The 22,312-nt window shown below is 37.5% G+C and carries 16 protein-coding genes; 13 read left to right on the top strand and 3 right to left on the bottom strand.

Going from position 1 to position 22,312, the window contains the following annotated elements; translation table 11 throughout:
* Window positions 1-323 precede the first annotated feature (323 nt).
* From M1L66_RS04755 to M1L66_RS04745, 3 genes are all read right to left on the bottom strand, one after another.
* Window positions 324-2,054 (bottom strand): phage tail sheath family protein, encoded by a 1,731-nt coding sequence (locus M1L66_RS04755; RefSeq protein WP_187023008.1) that lies wholly within the window; start codon window positions 2,052-2,054, stop codon window positions 324-326.
* Between the two features lie 1,341 nt (window positions 2,055-3,395).
* Window positions 3,396-5,159, bottom strand: coding sequence for a hypothetical protein (locus M1L66_RS04750; RefSeq protein WP_187023007.1), 1,764 nt, complete (start codon window positions 5,157-5,159; stop codon window positions 3,396-3,398).
* A 79-nt stretch (window positions 5,160-5,238) separates the two neighbouring features.
* On the bottom strand, window positions 5,239-5,988 hold the full coding sequence (locus M1L66_RS04745; RefSeq protein WP_187023006.1) for a glycosyltransferase family 2 protein: 750 nt from the start codon (window positions 5,986-5,988) through the stop codon (window positions 5,239-5,241).
* 149 nt (window positions 5,989-6,137) lie between these two features.
* On the opposite strand from M1L66_RS04745, the gene M1L66_RS04740 reads away from it, so the two are divergent.
* Genes M1L66_RS04740 through M1L66_RS04680 form a run of 13 tightly spaced genes read left to right on the top strand, consistent with a single transcriptional unit; the run spans window position 6,138 to window position 22,295 of the window.
* Window positions 6,138-7,310: a glycosyltransferase family 1 protein gene (locus M1L66_RS04740; protein ID WP_434691308.1), complete on the top strand. Its 1,173-nt coding sequence runs from the start codon at window positions 6,138-6,140 to the stop codon at window positions 7,308-7,310.
* Window position 7,311: 1 nt separating this feature from the next.
* Window positions 7,312-8,250: a glycosyltransferase family 2 protein gene (locus M1L66_RS04735; RefSeq protein WP_434691305.1), complete on the top strand. Its 939-nt coding sequence runs from the start codon at window positions 7,312-7,314 to the stop codon at window positions 8,248-8,250.
* 9 nt (window positions 8,251-8,259) lie between these two features.
* Window positions 8,260-10,581: a glycosyltransferase gene (locus tag M1L66_RS04730; protein WP_434691303.1), complete on the top strand. Its 2,322-nt coding sequence runs from the start codon at window positions 8,260-8,262 to the stop codon at window positions 10,579-10,581.
* 11 nt (window positions 10,582-10,592) lie between these two features.
* Window positions 10,593-11,396, top strand: a complete 804-nt coding sequence (locus tag M1L66_RS04725; protein WP_002601608.1) for an ABC transporter permease — start codon at window positions 10,593-10,595, stop codon at window positions 11,394-11,396.
* Between the two features lie 9 nt (window positions 11,397-11,405).
* The gene (locus M1L66_RS04720; protein ID WP_434691299.1) at window positions 11,406-12,686 is read left to right on the top strand and encodes an ABC transporter ATP-binding protein; all 1,281 of its coding nucleotides are present in this window, start codon (window positions 11,406-11,408) and stop codon (window positions 12,684-12,686) included.
* Between the two features lie 30 nt (window positions 12,687-12,716).
* Window positions 12,717-14,081 carry a class I SAM-dependent methyltransferase gene (locus M1L66_RS04715; RefSeq protein WP_434691297.1) on the top strand — a complete coding sequence of 455 codons (1,365 nt, stop codon included), beginning with the start codon at window positions 12,717-12,719 and terminating at the stop codon, window positions 14,079-14,081.
* A 31-nt stretch (window positions 14,082-14,112) separates the two neighbouring features.
* The gene (locus tag M1L66_RS04710) at window positions 14,113-15,330 is read left to right on the top strand and encodes a glycosyltransferase (RefSeq protein ID WP_434691294.1); all 1,218 of its coding nucleotides are present in this window, start codon (window positions 14,113-14,115) and stop codon (window positions 15,328-15,330) included.
* Window positions 15,331-15,334: 4 nt separating this feature from the next.
* On the top strand, window positions 15,335-17,782 hold the full coding sequence (locus M1L66_RS04705) for a glycosyltransferase (protein ID WP_434691291.1): 2,448 nt from the start codon (window positions 15,335-15,337) through the stop codon (window positions 17,780-17,782).
* A 2-nt stretch (window positions 17,783-17,784) separates the two neighbouring features.
* Window positions 17,785-18,969: a hypothetical protein gene (locus M1L66_RS04700; RefSeq protein WP_434691289.1), complete on the top strand. Its 1,185-nt coding sequence runs from the start codon at window positions 17,785-17,787 to the stop codon at window positions 18,967-18,969.
* Complete coding sequence (locus M1L66_RS04695) at window positions 18,959-20,089, top strand: acyltransferase family protein (protein ID WP_434691286.1); 1,131 nt, start codon at window positions 18,959-18,961, stop codon at window positions 20,087-20,089. The genes M1L66_RS04700 and M1L66_RS04695 overlap by 11 nt, the downstream gene beginning before the upstream one ends.
* On the top strand, window positions 20,089-21,492 hold the full coding sequence (locus tag M1L66_RS04690; protein ID WP_434691284.1) for a sulfatase-like hydrolase/transferase: 1,404 nt from the start codon (window positions 20,089-20,091) through the stop codon (window positions 21,490-21,492). The genes M1L66_RS04695 and M1L66_RS04690 overlap by 1 nt, the downstream gene beginning before the upstream one ends.
* Entirely contained in the window at window positions 21,485-22,015 is a 531-nt protein-coding gene (locus M1L66_RS04685) for a hypothetical protein (protein ID WP_434691281.1), read from the top strand. The genes M1L66_RS04690 and M1L66_RS04685 overlap by 8 nt, the downstream gene beginning before the upstream one ends.
* Before the next feature lie 25 nt (window positions 22,016-22,040).
* Window positions 22,041-22,295, top strand: a complete 255-nt coding sequence (locus tag M1L66_RS04680) for a hypothetical protein (protein WP_434691278.1) — start codon at window positions 22,041-22,043, stop codon at window positions 22,293-22,295.
* Window positions 22,296-22,312 lie beyond the last annotated feature (17 nt).

Below are 22,312 nucleotides of genomic sequence, written 5' to 3'. Positions count from 1 at the left end.
CTTCTACAACATTATCTAAAAAATACTCATATACATTTTATAAACCAGTTGCTGTTTATTATTGTAACAATAATTATCCGTCAGATACGACCAGTCTGTTAATCAGAAAAGCACCTGAACTGCCGATTATTTTCATTATCCTTCGCTCACATTTCTTTACTTCATACCCCGTATAATTGTTTGTATTTTTCATTCAATTTTGTCCGCATATAGCATACATATGAGTGTCCGTCAGTTCCTCACAATCTGCTTCTGCAAAAATTCTTGTCAACGCTTCTGCAGCTGCGAAAACCAGCCACTACCATTCCTTCTTCTTAAAATCTTCACTGTGCAGATGCGGTATTCTGAGTGATCCTGAATATTATAAACTCAGCTGGCTTCACAGGAGCCGCGCCAATGATACAAATCAGGTGTCCATTATCAATCTCTTCCTGTGTCATGGTGCCACGCCCAATATTTACATAAAATGCCTCTTCCGGAGATGATCCGGCCAGGCCGCCGCTTCTCCATACCTCCCTCAGAAACACTTCTATTATTCCTTGTACCCGCCTCCATAGCTCTTCGTTATTTTCTTCAAATACTACCCAGTCCGTATTTTTCTTTATGGATTCCTCTAAAAATATAAAAAGTCTGCGCACGTTGACATATTTCCACGTTCCATCGCTGCTTGCAGTTCTTGCTCCCCATACCCGGATCCCCTGACCTGGGAACAGCCGGATCAAATTTACCCCCTTGGGATTCAAAATGTCCTGCTCACCTTTGTCAAACTGCACATCCAGTCCCACACAGGCCCGAACCACTTCATTGGCGGGCGCTTTATGGACGCCGCGGGAATTGTCACTGCGGGCATAGATTCCCATCACAGATCCGGAAGGAGGAATTGCTATATTTTTCTTATCGAGGGGGTCAAACACCGTCACCCATGGATGATAGAAAGCCGCATAGGATGTATCAAAATTTTCCCTGTGCCTGATGATGTCCTGTACCTCTTTTGCCTCCCGTGGAATATCGAGAACCGAAAATCTGTTCTTTCGTTCACACTGAGCAGTCAGAGAAAGCTGGACCTTCTGATCTGTGACACCAGGAACGGCCATAACAGAAACCATATCATTGTCCAGAAATGCCTGAATTCCGGTTCGATTTCCCGCTCCATCGTCATTTCCAATAAAATCGGAAGCCTCCATGTCCAGAATATTACCATTCGTGCCGCCTGAAAGCTTAACAGTCACGGTATCCTGAGCGGAAGACGCAAGACATTCAAAAGGAGGCCGAAGTACTTCCTTCCCTTTACCAACATATTCCACACAAATCAGATCTGATTTTGAAACCTGTGCTTCCACAAACTGTGGAATATTACTATTAAAAGAAAGATTCTCGTAGATTTCTACGAAATCGCCGGACCTGACCTCCAGCCTGAACTCACAGGTGGATATAATCTTATCCGGCAATAGATTCTTATCCGTTACATCCACATCAAATTCATGTTCAAAGGAAATAACATTGTCTTTACTCTCCACCACCCGATTATAAACCGTAGTATTTCCATCTGAAAACGCTACAATATCACCATCAAAAAATCCGACACTATTTTTAACCGAGTACCGCCTGCCCTCTGCCGCCTCCAGCACGTCAAAGACCTGAGTCCTTGCCTTGCTCGAAGGAGATATAACTATATTCAGCCCATTCCCCCACGCCCCCGGATTACTGGCTGTAAACTTCAGGACGTAATCTCCTGTATTTGGCACAGCTCCCTTCGCACAGGATGCGTCCGCCGGCGCGACCCTGGCCACAAAACAGCGGGACCCTCCATTGATAAAAAAATGCTCTACTGCATAAGCCAGAAAACGATAATTACCACATTCCCTTTCGGAAAGATAAGTTCCATAAACCTGCTTGAAATCCGAAAAATTAGTCGCCATCCGCGGTACGCCTCCGACCGGTCCTTTCTCCGCCACCCCAATAAAACCGGCGATACTGGTGCTGGCCCCTTCCACAGGTACCCCCCCTGAATCAAATTCCTCCACGTATACTCCAGGTGATAAATACTCCGCCATAGTCTTCTCCCTTCATAATATTTATCTGCTTTTGCTTTTCCAGCCTGGTTATCAGGTGTCTATTTCTTCTACATATTAATTGATTTTTTATAAGCGTACTTTTATTATAAATTTTTTCATTGTAATTAACAATGTATTTTTAGTTTTTTATTCTGGTATTGACATAATCTAAAAAATTTGATATTTTAGAATTAGAACATATGTTCGATCGCAAAGGAGGGAGACTTATGAATCATATAATCTATTGTCCGGTATGTCATCATCGCCTGTTTGACATTAAACCGCCGACCGCCGGAAGCATTGAGATCAAGTGCCCGCGCTGTAAAAAAGTACAGCACATCCATTTAATCGAACCGGATTCACAAAAAACAACTACAGAAAAAACTACCTAGCAAAGGAATAATTCATTACCAAATAGCAGGAGAAAACGAAAAGGCCACAGCGCCGCACTCGTTTTCTCCTGTTTTATTTGCACAACCAGGAAAGAAGGGGATCACTATAAATTATTACATTAAAATCGAACAGCAAAGTATTCCTGTCAGTGAGGAGATCTATAAGATTTGGCAGCATGGAGAGCGAAAGGATCGTTATTTCAGAGAAGGGGATATTCGGAATGGCGTCTTCTCCTACGATGCTCTGGATGGAGAAGGCCTAAACGGAAGTGAATTATTTGCAGAAAAAGACAGAAATCCTGTAGAACATCAGGCTGAACGCGACCTCCTGATAAACACGTTAAAACAGGCATTAAACACACTGAATAATGAAGACAAAGAACTTCTGGCACACATTTACTGCCAGGATGAATCGCTGCGCAGCATAGCACAGAATACAGGAGTTCCGTTTACTACGCTGCAGTATCGCCATAAAAAGGTTATTAAAAAACTAAGACTATTTTTCGAACAAAATTTCTTATTATTGGATTAATACTGTAACCCATCAGCATTTTGAGCTCGCCTTTTACCTGTCGTTCATATGAAGAAAGATCCACGTCGAAGAAAGGAAAATGTACAATCTCAGGTTCTCGCACACAGGTTTGTTAAAACAGACCTGGCCACTGGCAGATGGGCGTTAATCAGGTTCTCATATGGCCTTCCCCGCATTGTTGTGGCGCGTACAGGGCGTTGCTCCCCTATCACCCAGCAATATTCCGGGACAATTCTTTTTGTGAGTTTTGTCAATCCCATGCTTACTAATGACTTTGGTGATTATTCTCTCCGCGAAATCAAATCTGACAGGGCAGACGCTATAAAAACCGTCTGTCCTGTGCTTGCCCTCTCAGTCCGAAGTCTATATAAATCATAAAACTGCCGTAAATTACAAATGGAGTCCTCGCGCCTGCTTTTATATATCGTATGCCTCTGATTCCAGTCTCCAGAATTCTTCTGGTTCCAGATTCATAATTAAAGCAATTACTTGATCAATAACAGCATACTTCATCCCTGCACAGCTATACATATTCGTTAACCGGTTCATATTACGCAGTAAATAAATATCTGGTATTTCAGTTCTATTATATCCTGGGATGATTTCCCGCAGAAGCGAATCGGACTTGGAATCATCTGCAACAATTACCATCTTTTCCAGTCCAAAGTAATGTTCATCAAGATAAAAAGATTTAATCAGATTAAAAAGCCACCCCATGTAATCTTTTTCAAATGCATCGCTTTCAATTAATTCACAGTTATCATATCCTTCAAACATACGCGTCATATGATAGCCATCAACTATAATATCTTTATTCTTATCTTTAATTATAATTACTCTCCACTTATCAAAATCATTATCCACAAAATGGACTGATTCAAAAGAATCATCTAAAATCAGATGTGGAAACGGATTAATAATTTGGGTTAAATCCATTTCCTCTATATACATTTCATGATGAGGTTTATAAAGTTCAAATTTTTCCTTAATTTCTCCAAACAAAAATTCGAAATCAATGATCATCATATTATGATATTTTTTGATGCTTTTCTTAATACTATTAAGCGCAGATTTATCAAATCCTACCATTTCAAATTCATTAAATTCAAAATCCATCTCTGGGTTTTCACGTACAAACCCATCATCCTTTTGTTTAATGATACTGGCAATATCTTTATAATCAGCGTGATCATCTACATTTGCTACCACTTCAAGCACAGTCGGAAGGCGTTCCATAGGGCTTGCATGCTTTGAAAAAAACTGCACAAACTGGGGATCGAATGTATACACATAATCTGTAGCTTCATTCCGTCTTCGGATCCATCGCTTAAAAAATGGCTTCTGTGTCGATCCATTCAATTGAGTGAATACTGCTACGTTATCCACTCTACTATAAAACATTTGATAGAACATATTTTTTTCGGAAAGAATCTTTATCATCGAACGCTGTAAATAAGGATTTCTTTCCAACTCACTATCAAAATATTCATTCAGCAGCATTATAGTACTTCCTGTCAAATCAGAAGAAGTGAATACACTATGTCCCCGCGCTATAACAGACATCGTATCGGGTTTTAGAATATCGTCATCAAACAAATAATATTCCATATCTCTGAACCAGTGAATCTTTGAATCCATTACAATCCCGGTCACCGTACCGCCAACACCATACTGAAATGTTTGATTGTTCAGCATATAGCACTGCATCACTCCCATAACCATTCCTAAATAATAGTACTTATCTATACCTGCCTTATGAAATTCATTTACTATACCAGTCATATCACGGCTAAAATATTCTAAATCCTTACCATTTCCGATTTCTGCCTGGTTCACTTTATCACAGTGACTTCCATTGAAATAATAAATATCATTCTCATTCTGACCATTGGATTTTAAAAGTATAAACTCGATATTCGCGTTATTATAAGAATTCTCTATAAGTTGTATACATTCCTTAAACGGTACCTCATCAAGCAGTGTATGCAAATGTTCTTCTATCTCATTCCCAACATCAACGTCTCCAGCAAAGCATACTGCAATGTTATCTCTAAGCTGCCGAATCTTTAAATGCCCCTCTTTTACATAATATTTCTTATAAACTCTATGCTCTTCACCAAAAGTACTCTCTGGTGAAAAATCTTCTTCTTTTATTTTAGAAATAGCAGAGTCTGCCACCATATAAACTTTTTCTTCTTTCTTCCATGCTCTACAGTATGTCATTGAAATTTTAGCCAGTGAAGTAAAGGCAGCCTTTCATTTATTTTATTATATATTTTCTCACTCCATTACAGGCATAACAAATAAAACAGCCTATGGACTTCCACCACGAAAATCCCATATATCGGTATACCTTAAAAGTCATTTTCGCAGATTTGAGCTTACTCCCGGATTTTCCCTGACTACTTAAGCGATACTTCAGCAATGGCTCATTGATCGCACAGGCATATTGATATTTTTGCAGTATTTTCAGCCAGGTTATATAGTCCTCATGGCTATCTTCGTGCTCCATTGGAAATTCCTCTGCCACCTTCCGTTTCAATAATACAGAAGAACAATTAATCCAATTCTGTTTGAGCATCATACTATATGTGATCGTCTCCTTCACGGGAATTTCTCTCCCAGTGAGGTTTCCATTTATGTCAACCAATTCTCGTCCTGTCGAACAAAGGACTTTCTTCTCTTTTTTTATTAGAGCCAACTGCCTGCTCAATTTCTCCCTCTCCCACCAGTCATCAGAATCCAGAAATGCAACGTACTCCCCCATTGCCATACGTACCCCTTCATTTCTCGTCCTGGCCACCCCCATATTTCTGTCATTTTTAACATAACGGATCCGCTGATCAGAAAGATATTGTTGTATCACTCTTTCTGTTCCATCCGTTGCACAATCATTAAGAATAATCAATTCTAACGAAACATTCTGTACAAGAACTGACTCGATCGCCTTTGCTATGAACTTTTCACAATTGTAAGCAGGCATAATTACTGAAACAACTGGCTTTTCCATGTCAATACCTTTCTGTATTTATTCACATTAAATTATATCATCCTGGAGGGGATGTGCTCAACTTAAATTTTTTGTGGGGGTTTTTTAACGGATTTGAATGGTAATTTCCTATAAGCGCGATTATGGGAAGTACCACAGAAAGGGCTTAAATGGCTGATATCACGCAAGAAAGTACACAGACAGACTGTATTCGGGTTCTGCACTTTGTTTCCACTCTGAGCCGTGGAAGCGGCGTTATGAGCGTCATAATGAATTACTACAGGCATATAGACCGGGATAAAGTCCAGTTTGATTTTTTGCACTTTATTGCCTGTGAGGATTCTTATATGGAAGAAATCCGGGAATTAGGCGGAAAAATCTACTGCATTGACAAGCCAGGAAGTTCTTTCCAGTCTATAAAGCAGCTGAATTCATTTTTTCGGTTACATGCCGGAGAATATACCTGGCTGCATAACCATGAAGTGTATTTGACATTTTTGCTAAGGCCTATAGCTAAAAGATATGGATTGGAAAAGTTTATTGTTCACTGTCATGCTACGAAGTACTCAGATAAGACGCTTAATGCAGTGAGAAATCGGATATTGTGTCTGCCGATTCGTTTTATGAAAGTAGAGCGATTTGCATGTTCAGAAGCGGCAGGAAAGTTTTTGTATGGAAAGCGTCGCATGAATAAAGGAGAGATATTCATTCTCCACAATGCCATTGATAGTGAGAAATTTCAATTTGATCCGATTAAACGAAAACGAATAAAATTAGAATTGAAATCGCAGGATAAATTGGTTATCGGACATGTGGGACGGTTCGAAAGGCAAAAAAATCATGAGTTTTTAATTAAGGTGTTTGCAGAATACCAAAAACAGAGGACTGATAGTGTTCTGGTGTTAATTGGTGATGGCTCGCTACGAAATAAAGTTGAAATGCAGGTAAGAAATTTGGGATTAGAGAAATCTGTTCTTTTCCTAGGTCAGAGAGACGATGTAGCCGATTTATATCAAGGCATGGATCTATTTATTCTGCCTTCTCGATATGAGGGAGTTGGTGTAGTCCTTCTGGAAGCCCAGCTTGCGGGTTTGCCCTGTATAGCATCTGATTGTATACCCGAAGAAGCTTCTGCAGGACAAACCCTTTTTGTGCCTTTAGGTGATTCGATTAAAACGTGGACAGATACTTTGGTTAAAAAAACAGCTGTTACTGAATTGAGTGGTCAAATAGAAGTACGTCTGGCACAATCTGTAGCGGTTCAGCAATATTTAAAAAACTCAGGATACAGTATAAAGGAATCCGGCGTAGTTCTTCAAAATAAATATCAGGTAGGTTTTTAAGATGAGTGTACTGGTACTGATGTCCACCTATAATGGAGAAAAGTATATTCGAACACAGCTTGAGAGCATATTAAAACAGAATTATGAAGAAGTCACTGTCCTGATTCGTGATGATGGTTCCACTGATGCCACCCCTTCCATATTGGATTCCTATACGTCATTATACCCGCAGATTCAATGGTATCCAGGGCGTAATATTGGTGTTTGTCAAAGCTTTTTTGAATTAATACGTAAAGCGGACTTATCCTATGATTACTACTCTTTTGCTGATCAGGATGATCAATGGCTTCCGGAAAAAATCAGTCGCGCAGTTTCAATATTAGATACGTATCCACACGAAACCCCTGCGCTCTACTGCAGCGATAAAATCATTGTAGATGAACATTTGGTACCAATTAATGTGACTGTAAGCAGAGTTATGAAAAAAGCTACATTTGGCAACGCATTAGTTCAGGATATGTGCACCGGCTGTACCGCTGTGATGAATCGCAGGCTCCTGGAAATTATTCGGCATCAAACTCCGGAATTTGTCATTATGCATGATTGGTGGTTTTATCTTACAGCAACTTGTTTTGGCGAAGTTTACTATGATCAGGAGAGTTACATTAAATATCGGCAGCACGGCCACAACACGTCTGGCGCCATGTTATCGAGAAAAGATCTACTGAAGCACCGTATTAAAGAATTGAAAAAGCCCAGAGGTGAAATCTATCGTCAGGTAGAGGAATTTATTAGAATATTTGATCCGCAACTGAATAATGAACCTTGTCAGTATCATTCCTCTTCTCTGGTATGTAATAAAAATTTAGCTGAAAAATTGCTGAAATCCAGGGATTCTTTTATATACAGATTAAAGGTTGTATTTGATACTGGAATTTACCGTCAAAAATTCAGCGATACCATAATATTATATCTGGTGATCCTGATTGGAAAACTATAGGAGTGTACTATGTCCATTTTACAAAATAAAGTTGATATTATCATTCCGGTTTATAATGCATTTGAAGACTTAACCATTTGTTTAAAAAGTATTTTAGATGTTACGGACTTAGAAAATCATCGGCTGATTCTGATTAATGACTGCAGTTCAGATAATAGAATCCTGCCATATCTGAACACTGTACAGAGTCAAAACATAACGAAAAATATTCTTGTATTCAACAATACAAAAAATCTGGGGTTTTCCGGAACTATTAATCAGGGGATATTACAATCGGAAGAACACGATGTGATTCTTTTAAATTCAGATACAATCGTCACGAAGGATTGGATCAATAAAATAGTCACATGCGCATATAGTGATGAAAAAATCGGTACAGTAACACCGCTTTCCAATAATGCTACGCTCTGTTCTGTTCCGGAATTCTGTGAGGAGAATCCGATACCTGCCGGATTTACGGTAATCTCCTACTCAGAGGTGATATCAGAATGCAGTTTGCGGTTATACCCCAAAATTCCAGTATCCAACGGTTTTTGCATGTATATTAAGAGAGAATTGATTAAAAAAATTGGGTTGTTTGATGCAGATACTTTTCAAAAGGGGTATGGCGAAGAAAATGATTTCTCCTATCGGGCAGAGCAGGTTGGTTATCACCATGTGATTTGTGATGACTTATTCATTTATCATAAGGGCACTAGCTCATTTATAAGCGCAGAAAAGAAAAAGTATATTGATGACCATGAGAAAATATTGCGAAAACGGTACCCTGCGCAGGTTCAGAAATTTCAGGAATTTTTAAGCTCAGATCCTAACCGGATTATTAATGAAAATATCAAGTTGTATCAACTTTTACAAAATGGTCGAAAAAATATTTTATACCTGGTTCAGGCAGACTTCAGGGCTGATTCCGACGATAACATAGGTGGAACACAGTTAAATGTGAAAGACTTAACCTCAGCACTGAGAAGCCGCTATAACATCTTTGTTGTCGCTCGGGACAGGAATTATTTAAATGTAACGGCCTATTTGAAAGATGAAGAAGTTTTTTTGAAATATTATGTGGATTACGAACCGGTATTTCCGGAATTTCGGAGTGCGGCTTTGGGAAAAGTCTATGCGGCTGTTTTGGATGCCTTTCGTATTGATTTGGTTCATATCCATCATACAAAGGGACTTTCTTTGGAGATGTATTATCAGGCCTCCGACAGACAAATACCAATTGTCACCACACTGCATGATTACTATTATGCATGTCCATCCATAAAATTGTTGGATAGCGCGAATTCACTTTGCATAGGGAAAGAGTCCCGTTCGAAATGTACGGAGTGCATGAATGCTCAAAAGGGGTATTCTAAGCAGATTGATTTTATTTCTGTTTGGAGAGAAGAAAGCAGAACCGTATTTCAATTAGTAGATCAGTTTATTTCTCCCACTGATAGCGGAAAGAAAGTGATATGCCAGTATTTTCCCGAAATAGAACATAGGGTTACCGTCATAGAACATGGAAATGTAGAACTACTGCCGTGTCATGTGCAGCACCATATGCTGTCAGCCGAGATTAATATAGCCTTTATCGGCGGTCTGAGTCCGGAAAAAGGCTGCGATCTTGCAACAGAGATGATAAAGAATGGCCCGGATAATATCAATTGGTATGTGTTCGGCATGATGGGTTATAACTCTTTAAATCTCCTGGAAAAAGAAAATTATAAAAAGACCGGACCTTATCGTAGAGAAGAGCTTCCAGAATTATTTGAAAAACACAGAATAGATTTGGTATGCATACTGTCAGTATGGCCAGAGACATATTGTTATACTTTATCAGAAGCTTTACAGTGTCGGATCCCTGTTATTGTGACAGATATCGGAGCATTGGGAGAACGGGTAAGAGCAAACAGCTGTGGTTGGACAGTCCCCTTTGGAGCTACGGCGCAGGACATCCTTTCCCTGATCAGCCATATTAGAAACAATCAGGAAGATTACGAAGAAAAACTGGTCAATATTGAGAAAAACAGCTTAAAGACGATAGAGAAAATGGGAAATGATTATGCTGATCTCTATAACCGGTTCCTTCTCGATGAAAGAACAAAAAAGTTTCAGGATTGGGATAAGAAATATATTCTGAACGGATACTTATTGGCGAATAATTTATTGAGCATCAGCGGCGGTGATGAAGATGTATATAAAAGGCTGCATGAAGCTGAAAATGAATTGCTGAAAATCCACAGATCCGTTGCATATAAACTCGGATTAATTATATGCCAGATAAAAATCCCATTTAAAAAACAATTAAAAGCATTTTTATTCCGCTTTTATCAAAGGCCACAACATTAACAGGAGTCGTTATGATAAAACAAATTTATTGGTTTATAAAAGATATTGTTACAAATAAAAAAATGCTCTTTGCATTGGCTAAAAATGATTTAAAAGCTAAATTCGCAGCGTCTTTTTTAGGCGTTATCTGGGCTTTTATTCAGCCATTAGTGACAATACTTGTTTTTTGGGTTGTATTTCAGTTGGGGTTTCGTAATCCCCCTGTAGATGATGTACCCTTTATCCTATGGTTTATACCTGCATATTTAGTGTGGACGTTTTTTACGGAAAGCCTGCTTGCATCCACAAATTGTTTGATGGAATATAGTTACCTGGTTAAAAAAGTCAATTTCAGGGTCAGCATTATTCCCATTGTAAAAGTGCTGTCGTCTCTATTTGTGCATCTGGGTTTTATCCTGTTCATTTACTTTATGTATGGAGTATATCGAATTCCTGTCAGTATTTATAATGTTCAGATTATTTACTACTTATTTTGCACATTAGCTTTATTAATAGGCTTGGCCTGGCTGTTGGCAGCTTTGGCCCCATTCATTAAAGATACATCAAATATTGTAAATGTTATTATTCAGATTGGTTTTTGGATGACCCCCATTTTCTGGGATCCCGCGCAAATGGACCCGGTTATAAAATTATTTTTACAATTCAACCCCATGTATTATATTTGCCAGGGATACAGAGACTGCTTCATATACCAGGAATGGTTTTGGGAAAGAGGTGCTATTAATCTCTATTTTTGGATCTTAACCATAGGAATATTTGTTATTGGGGTTGTAACATTTAAGCGCCTGCGGCCATATTTTGCAGATGAAATATAGAGGTATAAGATGAGTAATAATATTTCAATAAAGATCGATAATGTCAGCAAAATTTACAAGTTATATGACAAACCCATTGATAAGGTGAAAGAAGCTTTAAGCCTGTCACGGAAAAAAAGATATGAGGAATTCTATGCGCTGCGTGATATAAGTTTTGAAGTTTATAAAGGAGAAACCTTTGGAATCATCGGCACAAATGGTTCAGGCAAGTCTACGCTGCTTAAAATCATTACCGGTGTCGTAAAACCCAATCAGGGGAACATACAGATTAATGGAAAAGTTTCAGCACTGCTCGAGTTAGGCGCAGGGTTTAATCCGGAATACACGGGTATGGAGAACATATATCTCAATGGAATAACCATGGGCTATTCCAGAGAAGAGATGGAACAGAAGATACCGGAAATTTTGTCTTTTGCTGATATCGGTGATTTTATAAATCAGCCGGTAAAAAATTATTCGAGCGGTATGTTTGCAAGGCTGGCCTTTGCTGTGGCAATCAACGTGGAACCCGAAGTATTAATTGTGGATGAGGCGTTAAGCGTAGGCGACGTCTTTTTTCAGAACAAATGTTTTAAAAAATTTGATGAGCTGCGGTCAAAGGGCATAACCGTACTATTCGTTTCACATGACCTGGGAAGCGTCAAACAAATGTGTTCTCGAGTCTTATGGATTGAACATGGCGTGCAGCAGATGTGCGGCGAAAGTGTTGAAGTATGCAATGCCTATTCAAACAGCATTCGGAAAAACAGCTTTTTCGTTGACAAAAGCAAATTATCAGACTTTTATGAAGTCCAACGGATGAATCTTCAGGCTTATCCTCCGGTTTCTTATGCGAAAGAAAGTAAATGTAATGATGCAGTGATGATAAAATCAGCTTTCTTTCAGAATTCCGATGGGGAAATTGTGACAGAACTGGAATCAGGGAAGAAATATACCTTTGTAGAGATCATAGAAAGTCTTCGGCAAATTGAAAAATGTATTGCCGGTTTTACGATCGAAACACTAAAGGGCTTATGGGTTATCAATTGTAATACCGCTATCTGTGCCCTAAAAGAGCCGTTTCGCGTAAATGCAAATTCAATTGTTCGGGTTGAATTCAGCTTTGTCATGCCGCCTATTATGAAAGGGAATTATATTGTTGGGGCGGCAGTTTCGGAAGGTGAAATAGAAGAATTTGAAGTATTGACCTGGCTGTATCAAGTACTGGATATTTCGGTAGTCAACCAGGGCGCCAATAGCGCCATCATTGACATAAATCCTGAAATTGATGTTTATTCGACAACTAACTAATGGATCGCAGATGTTTGATAAGGTGGTAATATGAATAAATATAATTTTGGTTATGATTTGACAACGGATCATTCTAATTTATGGGCATTCAAAAAAGTCAGCCCCGAAAGCCGGGTCTTAGAAATTGGGTCCTCTAACGGTCGCTTAACGAAACATTTAAAAGAAGATTTAAACTGTTTAGTAGATATTATTGAATATAATGAGGAAGCTGGTTTGGAGGCGCGGACCTTTTCCAGAAAATCGTTTCTGGGAAAATCGCAAGGCAATATTGAAAATCCAGCTGTAATCGATCGATTACCAGAGAACGAATATGATTATATCATTTTTTTAGATGTTCTGGAGCATTTGCATAATCCCCAATATGTTTTAAATGCACTGAAAGGAAAATTGAAAGAGTCCGGTCATTTGCTCATCTCTATCCCTAATATTGCACATAATTCGGTCATAATAAATTTACTTCATAATAAGTTCGATTATACAAAACTCGGCCTGTTGGACGATACCCATTTACATTTCTATACAAATTCGTCTGCTCGCCAATTGATCAAAAATGCTGGTTATTATATTTCAGAGGAAAGTGCTACTCAAAAGAGAGTTGGTGATATAGAAATTCCGTGCACTTACGAAGAAATCCCTAGGGAGATATCTTCCTTTCTGCGAACGCGGAAATATGCAGATGTATATCAGCTGCTTTTCGACGCAATAAAAACACCGATGGAGGCGGAGCCTGTTCTAGAGACACGTAACCTTGATTACACCTTATATAAAACACAGGTGTTTGCTGGAAAAACTGAAAAAGATGCAAATGTTTTTTTTACTGACCCTTCAAGCATTAGCATTAAAGTTGATCTAAGCGACTACGATTGCACGAAGGCTTTGCGGGTTGATCCCATCGAACATAACTGTATTCTCAGAATAGAAAAAGCAATAGGGTTTTTTGAAGGCGAGGAATATAATTTAGCGGTTGAATTAATGAATGGGATTGATTTACAGAATGGCGAATATCTTTTTGATCATGACGATCCGCAGATCTATTTTCGGTGTAAGCCTAAAACTGAAAAAGTGATTTTTAAACTTTGTTGTGCTGCATTTGATACCGATCTCATTCCTCATTTTAAGAAGTATCTGGGTGAAATGCTTGAAACCCGTTCAGAAAGAGATGATTTTGAGAAACAGCTTGTGACTGCAAAGCACATAATCCAGGATAATGTAAAAGAAATCACTTTAAGAGATAAAGCAATTGAGGAATTAAAGGAAGCAATTATTAATCTTAATAAGCAACTGGATATCATTAATAAAGTGAATCTGGAAATTAAAGAACAGAATATTTCGATTGCTAAATGGAATAATGAACTGCTGGCTGAAAACAACAGTTTAAAAGAAAATACAAATTAAATAATATGAAAGCATATGGAGGACTATTCCCATGCATTTTTATACTAGTATTAATAATAATTATTTACCCAAGGCACGGGTACTTGCTAAATCCCTAAAAAAATATTGCCCACATTCAAAATTTTCTATAGTTCTAGCTGATGATGTACCGGAAAACATAGATATCAGTAAGGAGTATTTTGATGAAATTATATGCATTGAAGATCTGGTCATTCCCGTTAAAAATCTCAACTTATGGATCTACATGCATACAGTCGTAGAACTTTGTACGGCCGTCAAGGGGCAGGCTTTAGTAAAGTTTTTGGAGGACGGCTCTGATAAAGTTGTTTATCTGGATCCGGATATTGCAGTTTTCGACGATTTGTCAGATCTGGAGAAGCTGTTAGATCAGTATGATGTGGTTGTAACTCCGCATCAAACAATCCCGGAAACAGAAAAGCAGGATGTAATTAATAATGAAATATGTTCTTTAAAGCACGGCATTTATAATTTTGGTTTCTATGCGGTTAAAAACAGCGAAAATGGACTTCAGTACGCAAGATGGTGGAGAGACCGCCTTGTCGATTTTTGCTATGATGATATTCCAAATGGACTCTTCACAGACCAGAGGTGGGGAGATCTTGCCCCAGCCATGTTTGATGGGGTTTATATTTGGAAAGATCCCGGCTGTAATGTATCAACCTGGAATCTTACCAAAAGAAACATTATCAAAAAAGACGATATTTATTATGTCAATGGAAGTAAGCTGAAATTTTATCATTTTTCAGGATTTGATTCGGGCGCTCAAAAAATCATGCTTGATTTGTATGGGAAGAATAATCCTTGCCTCTATGAACTGCGCCAGTGGTATATCGATGAGCAGAATCAGGAAGGCCAAAGGGTCTTTGGAATCGGTTACGGAAAATCAAAATATAATTATTATGATAATGGGGAGGAAATACCGAAAGAGGCCAGAAAATTAATGCGCAGCCGTATGGACCTCTTGGAATACTTTGGTAAAGTCAATCCATACGTGACAGAACAGGATAGAAGTTATTACTACTGGTATCAGGCGGAAATGACAAAACTCGCTAAAGTGTCGGTTACAGGAGAGGATATTTTAGACGCTGTAAAGGGGGATAAAGAGCTTCAGGATAAAATGAAGACAATTTTGGAAGATAATAAGAGGCTTGTATTGGAAATTGAAAATATAAAAAAGACAAAAACCTGGAAAATCAGAGGAGCTCTTTTGAAATTCATAGGGAGATAAAAGTATGAAAAAAAACGAAGGGGTAACAGTTATTGCCCAAGTTGAGAATGCAGATTTATCCACTTTAATTTGGCTGAATAATCTAGTAAGTAAATCTAATATTATTAAGAAGGCTTTTTTAGTATGTAGGGAGTTATCAATTGAAGCCCATACCCAAGATGACTTATTAGACGATTTGGATGTCATAACTAATCATGATAGTTGCCTTGATGAATATGAATATAACCCTTCAAATGACCTTCTGGTAATCAGCCCGTTTATAACCATCACTGATGACGCTATTAATACGGCAAGAACCCTGGCCTACGAAAGACCGGAAATAGGATCCGTATCTCCAGTCTGCTTTGAGTGTGAGGATAAACAGCTTCCGGACTGTTTTTGGGGACTGTCGAAATATATTGCTACGGAGGCTGATAGGGTTACTGCTCAATTTCTTTATCTGAAATCAGAGGCAGTTTTGCCGTTGAGAACTAGGCTCCGATTTATGGATTTTATCCCTCCCCATATAGAGGGACTATTAAAAGATATGACCATCCTGGGATACAAATGTATTGTTTGCGATGAACTCGTTCTGACTGCTCCTATCAGTTCACAGGACTTAAAACAAGAGGATTTCTATCGAAATGTAGAGTTACAGCAAAAAATTCATAATAAGCGAAAAAACCTGCTCTATGTGATACAGGCGGATTTTCGTACGGATGCCAGTAATAATATTGGCGGAACTCAGCTTCATGTAAAAGACTTGGTCTCAGCAGCCCGACGAGAATATAACGTATTTGTGGCAGTGCGCAATCATGAATTTCTGCAGGTCACCGCATATCTGCCGCATGATATACTCACGTTCAAGTTCTATATTGGTCTAGCCCCTGCATATCCGGAATTTTATAATACGAAACAGTCAAATGCATTCGAAACAATATTAAAAGGATTTCAAATTGATCTTATACACGTACATCATACATATACTCTGGCATCGGATGTGTTTTTCCTGGCAAAAAATATGGGGATTCCGGTTGTTTTAACGCTTCATGATTTTTATTATCTATGTCCTACCATTAAAATGTTTGATAAAAACGGCAGATGCTGCATAGGAAAGGACAGTGATGATGTTTGTAGGGATTGTCTAAAACATGTGATGGGGATTACTCCAGAAATGGCATACATGAAATATTGGAGAGACCATAGCCGAAAAATCTTGCATTTATGTGATATACTTTTAACCCCTTCTGAAAATGCCAAAAATATTATAGGAAAGTATTTTCCGGATATCCTTGACAAAATAAGAGTAGTTGAACACGGATATGATGGCGTATATGACGCCTTGAAATGTGATATTGCACCTGAATTATCATCCGAGTTTAAATGTAATATTGAAAAGATAGACAAAAATAATGGTTATTGTATCTCTGTGGAGGGCTGGGCTTATGTATACGGCCGTGATAATTCCGGTGCGCGTATTTTAGTAGAAGCAACGGACTCCCAAAATGATACTATATATATTCCTGCATACCGCTATGAACGACAGGATGTGGCCAGAGATTCTAAAGAATATTTAAAATCCGGTTTTCAGGCCTATCTGCCACAACATTGTTTCGCGGATGGAGAAGTAAAGGTGAAGCCGATTGTGGAGGTGGATGGGAGCCGGTATTGTGGACCAAATTGTCAAAGCGTCCATTACCATTCCAGCAGGGATCAAAATTTAAACATGGCATTTATTGGAGGTTTAAATCCTGCGAAGGGAAGCGGCGAGATTTTTAATATCATTACACAGGGGCCTTCAGATGTTAATTGGTTTATTTTTGGCGGAATTGATGATCCACGATTGGCAAAGCTAAAAATAAAAAATCTGGTTAAAACCAATTTTTATCAAAGAGATGAATTACAGACCTACTTGGATCTTCACAGCATTGATGTCATTTGTATTCTATCCTTATGGCCGGAAACCTTTTGCTATACTCTGTCAGAGGCGGTGGCTTATAAGCGTCCAGTCATCGTTACGGATATTGGGGCCTTGGGAGAGCGTACCAAAGCTATGGGATGCGGTTGGACTGTTTCCCTCCAAAATATAACGGAAGAAGTATTGCAAATAGTAAACCGTATAAAAGACAAGGGAAAGGAATTCGAAGTAAAGAAAACAACTGTAGAGCAAATTCAACTGCGCTCTTTATCAGATATGAATGCGGTATATTCCAAGTTATATTTTTCTCTTTTAAAAAAGGAAAGATGCATGAGGGAATATGACAGCAAAGCGCTTTATCTATCTTGGGAAAAGCCCAAAAAGGACGGTGAGAATCAAAAAAACAGACAGATCACCGCCGAAGAATATCAAAACTATATCGTACAGTTGGAGCAGGAAATAGAACGCATTAAAATCTCCCGTTCCTATAAAATAGCACAGATTTTATCTAAAATTTGGAGTAAATTCAACTTTTTACGTAGAATAAGAGGTTAAAAATGCATTTTTATACCAGTATTAATATCAATTATCTTCCCAAGGCAAGGGTATTGGCCAGATCAGTAAAGCGGTATTGTCCGGATGCATGGTTCTCACTAGTGTTTTCGGATCAATGGCCTGCAGATATTGATCCGGAAAATGAACCATTTGATGAAATTATACGAATTGAAAACTTGGGAATCCCAGTTGACAATTTACCATTTTGGATATATCAGCATACGGTTGTAGAATTATGTACTGCCGTAAAAGGACAGGCCCTGGTCAAGTTTTTAGAGGAAGGTTCTGAGAAAGTTCTATATTTAGATCCGGATATTGCTGTTTTTCACCCCCTTGATGAGTTGGAGCAGATGCTGGATACAAACGATATTATTTTAACCCCGCATCAGACGTTTCCGGAAAATAATAAGAAAGATATCATTAATAACGAGATATGTTCATTGCAGCATGGCGCTTATAATTTTGGGTTTTATGCTGTTCATAATACGGAAAGTGGAAGGAAATTTGCCAAATGGTGGAGAGATAGGCTGATCGATTACTGTTATAACGATATCCCTAATGGATTATTTACAGATCAGAAATGGGGGGATCTTGTACCATGTATGTTTGATGGGGTACATATACTTCGTGATCCCGGCTATAATGTGTCCACGTGGAATTTATCGAATAGAACTATTTCAAAAGGGGATAAGGGGGAAATATTAGTAAATCAAAGGCCATTACAATTTTATCATTTTTCGGGTTTTGATTCTGGAGCTCAAGCAGTAATGCTGGAGCTATATGGAAATGATAATCCCATTCTTTTAGGACTTCGCGAATGGTATATAAAGCAGCAGGATCTGGAAGGTCAAAAAATATATGGATCAGCAAAATCAAAATACAATTATTATGATAGTGGCGAAAAGGTTGATAATTTAGAACGAACGCTGTTACGGAATAGAAAGGATTTAATTCAGCAATATCAAAATACAAATCCATATATTACTGGACACAAGCAAAGCTATTATAAATGGTATAAAGAAAAAGGCTATAAAGCTAATTCTGAGGTTTCGGAATTGGAAAGAATTTATCATTCGCGCTCTTGGAAAATAGCCTGCTTTATTTCAGGTGCATATATTAAATGTAAAAAAATATTATATAGAGGCGGATCATCTGAAAAAAGGAGTACAGATATTGATGAGAAATAAAAACATAGAGGCTCTTAGAGGGGCAGCAATTTTAATGTTGCTTTTTTACCATTATTCTGTATCACTTGGATATTTTAAAACCCCATTTTTTGTTATGTTAGATGAAACAATCTGCCAATTTTCCATGATTATTTTCTTTGTAATCAGCGGATTTGGAACGTATTTGCACTATAAAAGGTCAGAAATTGATCAAGTGAGCATTACATATGGAGCTTACGTAAAACAGCGCTTTAAGAAAATTGCACCAGCATACTATTTTTGTATGATTTTTATTTTACTATTTACCACCGGTGGAGGATATTTATCTGCCAATGGATTGAAAGCGATTCTTATATATGGAACTTTTACACAGAATTTATTCCCGTCTGTGAGCGGAGATATAAATGGGGTGATGTGGACGATTGCATTGTTTATGCAATTTTATCTCATATCGTATCCCTTATATAGAGCAATTGAAAAATGGGGAATCAGAATATATCCATTTTTTGTAATTTTTTCAATTATATGCAGCAAAATATTGTGTTCATTTGTAGCGGCAAATTCATATCCGGATATGTATTATGTTATCGCATCAATACGACAAATATTCACAACAATAGATATATTTGTCTTAGGTATGATAACAAGCCGTTTTTTGAATAAGAAAAAATTACGGTTTTTTACTGACAGGACCGGCACCTCCGTAAGTATACTTATCATGGCAGCTTCCGTGCTTTTGTTTATTATCTGTTCATTTAAAATAGGGGCTTTATGGGGAAACGGTATTAAGTATTATCTTTGGAAACCGGCAGTAGCAATAGTGATTGCTGTTATAATAATCATCATATCGCCTCTCACATTTAAGTATGACACATTATTAGGCAGAACAATCCAATTTGTATCTAAAGTGGAGTACAACACTTACTTATGGCATATGGTGCTATTTCAAAATATAAAGAATACATCATATGGGTTCAATGCTATTGCGGAAAAGTATCCATTATTAACCATAATGTTTATGATGTTACTGGCTGTTTTAGTCGGTTATGTATCTACACTGCTGACTGAAAGTCCAAATTATAAAATGCTATTTACTGGTAGAAGTCCAAGCCATGGTTGCAGAAAGATAAGGGAAAAATAATGAAAAATTTATTAAAAAGCATATTTATAATTTTTATAATTTCTTGTTTTCCTATAATATTTTTATATGCAAATAATCCGAAAGAAATCTCTTTTTATGAACTGACAATTACGGCTCTCTGTTTTTATTGTGTCGGATTAATTATATGGTGTTTATTAAGAATTTTAACTAAAAATAGTAACAAGGCATTGGTATTAGCAGCAATGGCCATCATTGTTTTTTCTAATTATCACCATATGGAACTTGGGATTAGAAAGGTATTTGGTTTTATGGAATACTGGCATCTGGTTCCGATTATATGTTTTCTGCTCTTTGTTTTTTATAAATTTGTGAAGCATAATATGAAAGATACGACAGCAAATGCAGTGGTTTTAGTTTTTGCCATTTCATTCAGTGCTCTTTTTGCAGTAAATGTTATATTATGCCTTCCATACGCATATCAGTCACTGAAGGAACAAGAAGTCGACAATAACTTTAGCGTAATTATTGATGAAGCAACGCCAAAAAAAAATATTTATTATTTTGTTTTTGATGAATATAGTAACTTTCCAATTATAAAAAAATATTATGACTACGATAATTCGGGGTTTGAGACATATTTAAAGGATTATGGATTTTCGATCTCTTATGATAGCCACAATGAATGCTATTCTACAACTACTATACTTACCAATATTTTAAACTTAAATTACGTTTCCACTCCAGAAACAGCAGAGGACACGAAACTGAAAATGAGAGAGCAAGCCAAAATATATGATATTTTTAAGCAGGCAGGATATGAAATAATCGGGGTCGGTAAAACTGCTAACAGTATGGGAGTTGAATCAAAAAGTCAAAGCAATTCTAAAGGGGGCGGACAAACAGCAAAAGGGGAATCCTTCTTTCAAATATTAGTCCGGAATACTGTTTTTTATCCTTTTGTAAAAATAGATAACGATCAGAGGGCTAAGGATATCCTCAATGGAATCAACTATTTTAAGGATAAGGATAATTATAAAAACAAAACCTCCGTTTTGACAGTTTCATATTTTGAATCCCCACACGAACCATTTCTTTTTGACAACAATGGAAATGCTGTATCCCCTCAACACTATTATGACTGGGACGAGAAAAAATACTATCTGGATCAATATAAGTTCATAACTGATTGTATGAAAACTATAGTGGCTAATATCATAGAAAACGATCCTGACAGCATTATTTTCCTATCATCGGATCACAGCGCACGTTTCAGAGATGAATTTGAAGAAGAGGATAAACGCAACCCATTTCATGCGGTATATGCAGGCAAAAACAGAAAATTCAACATAGCAGGGAAATCAGGTGTTAATACCATGCGGACAATCATAGAGGAAGCACTCGATATAGACATGGGTGAAGTGGAGGTGCCTACCTATGATTAAATTTTTAAAAAAACACAAATCTATATCCATCCTTTTTATGTTGCTTATTATTTATTTGATGAATGCCAACGATCTCATTATAAATTTAGATAAAAAAAATGACAAGTTGTCAGAGATTTCATTTGAGCAACTCACTGCGCAGGATCAAGTAAATTTCGCATTAGATGAGCCTGTATTAATGGACGATATGTTAAAAACCATGTACATATCAGGTTGGGCCTTTTGTGAGAATGATTTAGTACGGCCGGAACGAGAAATATCTATAGTATTGGCTTCTGACAAGCACAGCTATTTAGTGAGTAACAAAGCAACTTTGAGACGGGATTTTTATGTGACTTTTACTGAACAGATTGATAATGTAATGTCTGGAATAGAAACAAAATTTTCAACAATAAATATCAAAAATGGTATCTACCGTTTATATATTTACGTAAGCGAAAATGAAACTCGTACAGGGCTTGCCTACACGGGAATGCAGTTTGAAAAAAAACACGGAACCCTTAAAAGAATAGAGAATAATTAAATTACTTTTATACGGAGGTATAACCATGAATTCAATAAGCAGAAAGCTAAAATTCACCTACTTTTTTACCCTTTTCACCCTACTCTTCAGCATGACCGCCTATGCCTACATCGACCCGGCGACCACTACCTACTTAATTCAGATTGTAGCCGGTGTCTTTATTGCGGCTGGCGCTACCATCGGTATCTTCTGGAAGAAAATAAAATTATTTTTCAGGAGAAAGAAAATGGAGCACTTGGAGAAGTCATTGACAAAAAAGGCAGAAAAGAGGGAAAAGTAAACTTAAGAGTATATGAC

It is taken from the genome of Hungatella sp. SB206 (assembly GCF_051132295.1).
Taxonomy (GTDB): Bacteria; Bacillota; Clostridia; order Lachnospirales; family Lachnospiraceae; genus Hungatella; species Hungatella effluvii.
This window is presented reverse-complemented; position numbering and strand designations above follow the sequence as displayed.

Coding starts and splice junctions, on each gene's coding strand:
- M1L66_RS04755 (WP_187023008.1), bottom strand. CDS start 2,054: ATGGCGGAGTATTTATCACCTGGAGTATACGTGGAGGAATTTGATTCA.
- M1L66_RS04750 (WP_187023007.1), bottom strand. CDS start 5,159: ATGGTGGCAGACTCTGCTATTTCTAAAATAAAAGAAGAAGATTTTTCA.
- M1L66_RS04745 (WP_187023006.1), bottom strand. CDS start 5,988: ATGGAAAAGCCAGTTGTTTCAGTAATTATGCCTGCTTACAATTGTGAA.
- M1L66_RS04740 (WP_434691308.1), top strand. CDS start 6,138: ATGGCTGATATCACGCAAGAAAGTACACAGACAGACTGTATTCGGGTT.
- M1L66_RS04735 (WP_434691305.1), top strand. CDS start 7,312: ATGAGTGTACTGGTACTGATGTCCACCTATAATGGAGAAAAGTATATT.
- M1L66_RS04730 (WP_434691303.1), top strand. CDS start 8,260: ATGTCCATTTTACAAAATAAAGTTGATATTATCATTCCGGTTTATAAT.
- M1L66_RS04725 (WP_002601608.1), top strand. CDS start 10,593: ATGATAAAACAAATTTATTGGTTTATAAAAGATATTGTTACAAATAAA.
- M1L66_RS04720 (WP_434691299.1), top strand. CDS start 11,406: ATGAGTAATAATATTTCAATAAAGATCGATAATGTCAGCAAAATTTAC.
- M1L66_RS04715 (WP_434691297.1), top strand. CDS start 12,717: ATGAATAAATATAATTTTGGTTATGATTTGACAACGGATCATTCTAAT.
- M1L66_RS04710 (WP_434691294.1), top strand. CDS start 14,113: ATGCATTTTTATACTAGTATTAATAATAATTATTTACCCAAGGCACGG.
- M1L66_RS04705 (WP_434691291.1), top strand. CDS start 15,335: ATGAAAAAAAACGAAGGGGTAACAGTTATTGCCCAAGTTGAGAATGCA.
- M1L66_RS04700 (WP_434691289.1), top strand. CDS start 17,785: ATGCATTTTTATACCAGTATTAATATCAATTATCTTCCCAAGGCAAGG.
- M1L66_RS04695 (WP_434691286.1), top strand. CDS start 18,959: ATGAGAAATAAAAACATAGAGGCTCTTAGAGGGGCAGCAATTTTAATG.
- M1L66_RS04690 (WP_434691284.1), top strand. CDS start 20,089: ATGAAAAATTTATTAAAAAGCATATTTATAATTTTTATAATTTCTTGT.
- M1L66_RS04685 (WP_434691281.1), top strand. CDS start 21,485: ATGATTAAATTTTTAAAAAAACACAAATCTATATCCATCCTTTTTATG.
- M1L66_RS04680 (WP_434691278.1), top strand. CDS start 22,041: ATGAATTCAATAAGCAGAAAGCTAAAATTCACCTACTTTTTTACCCTT.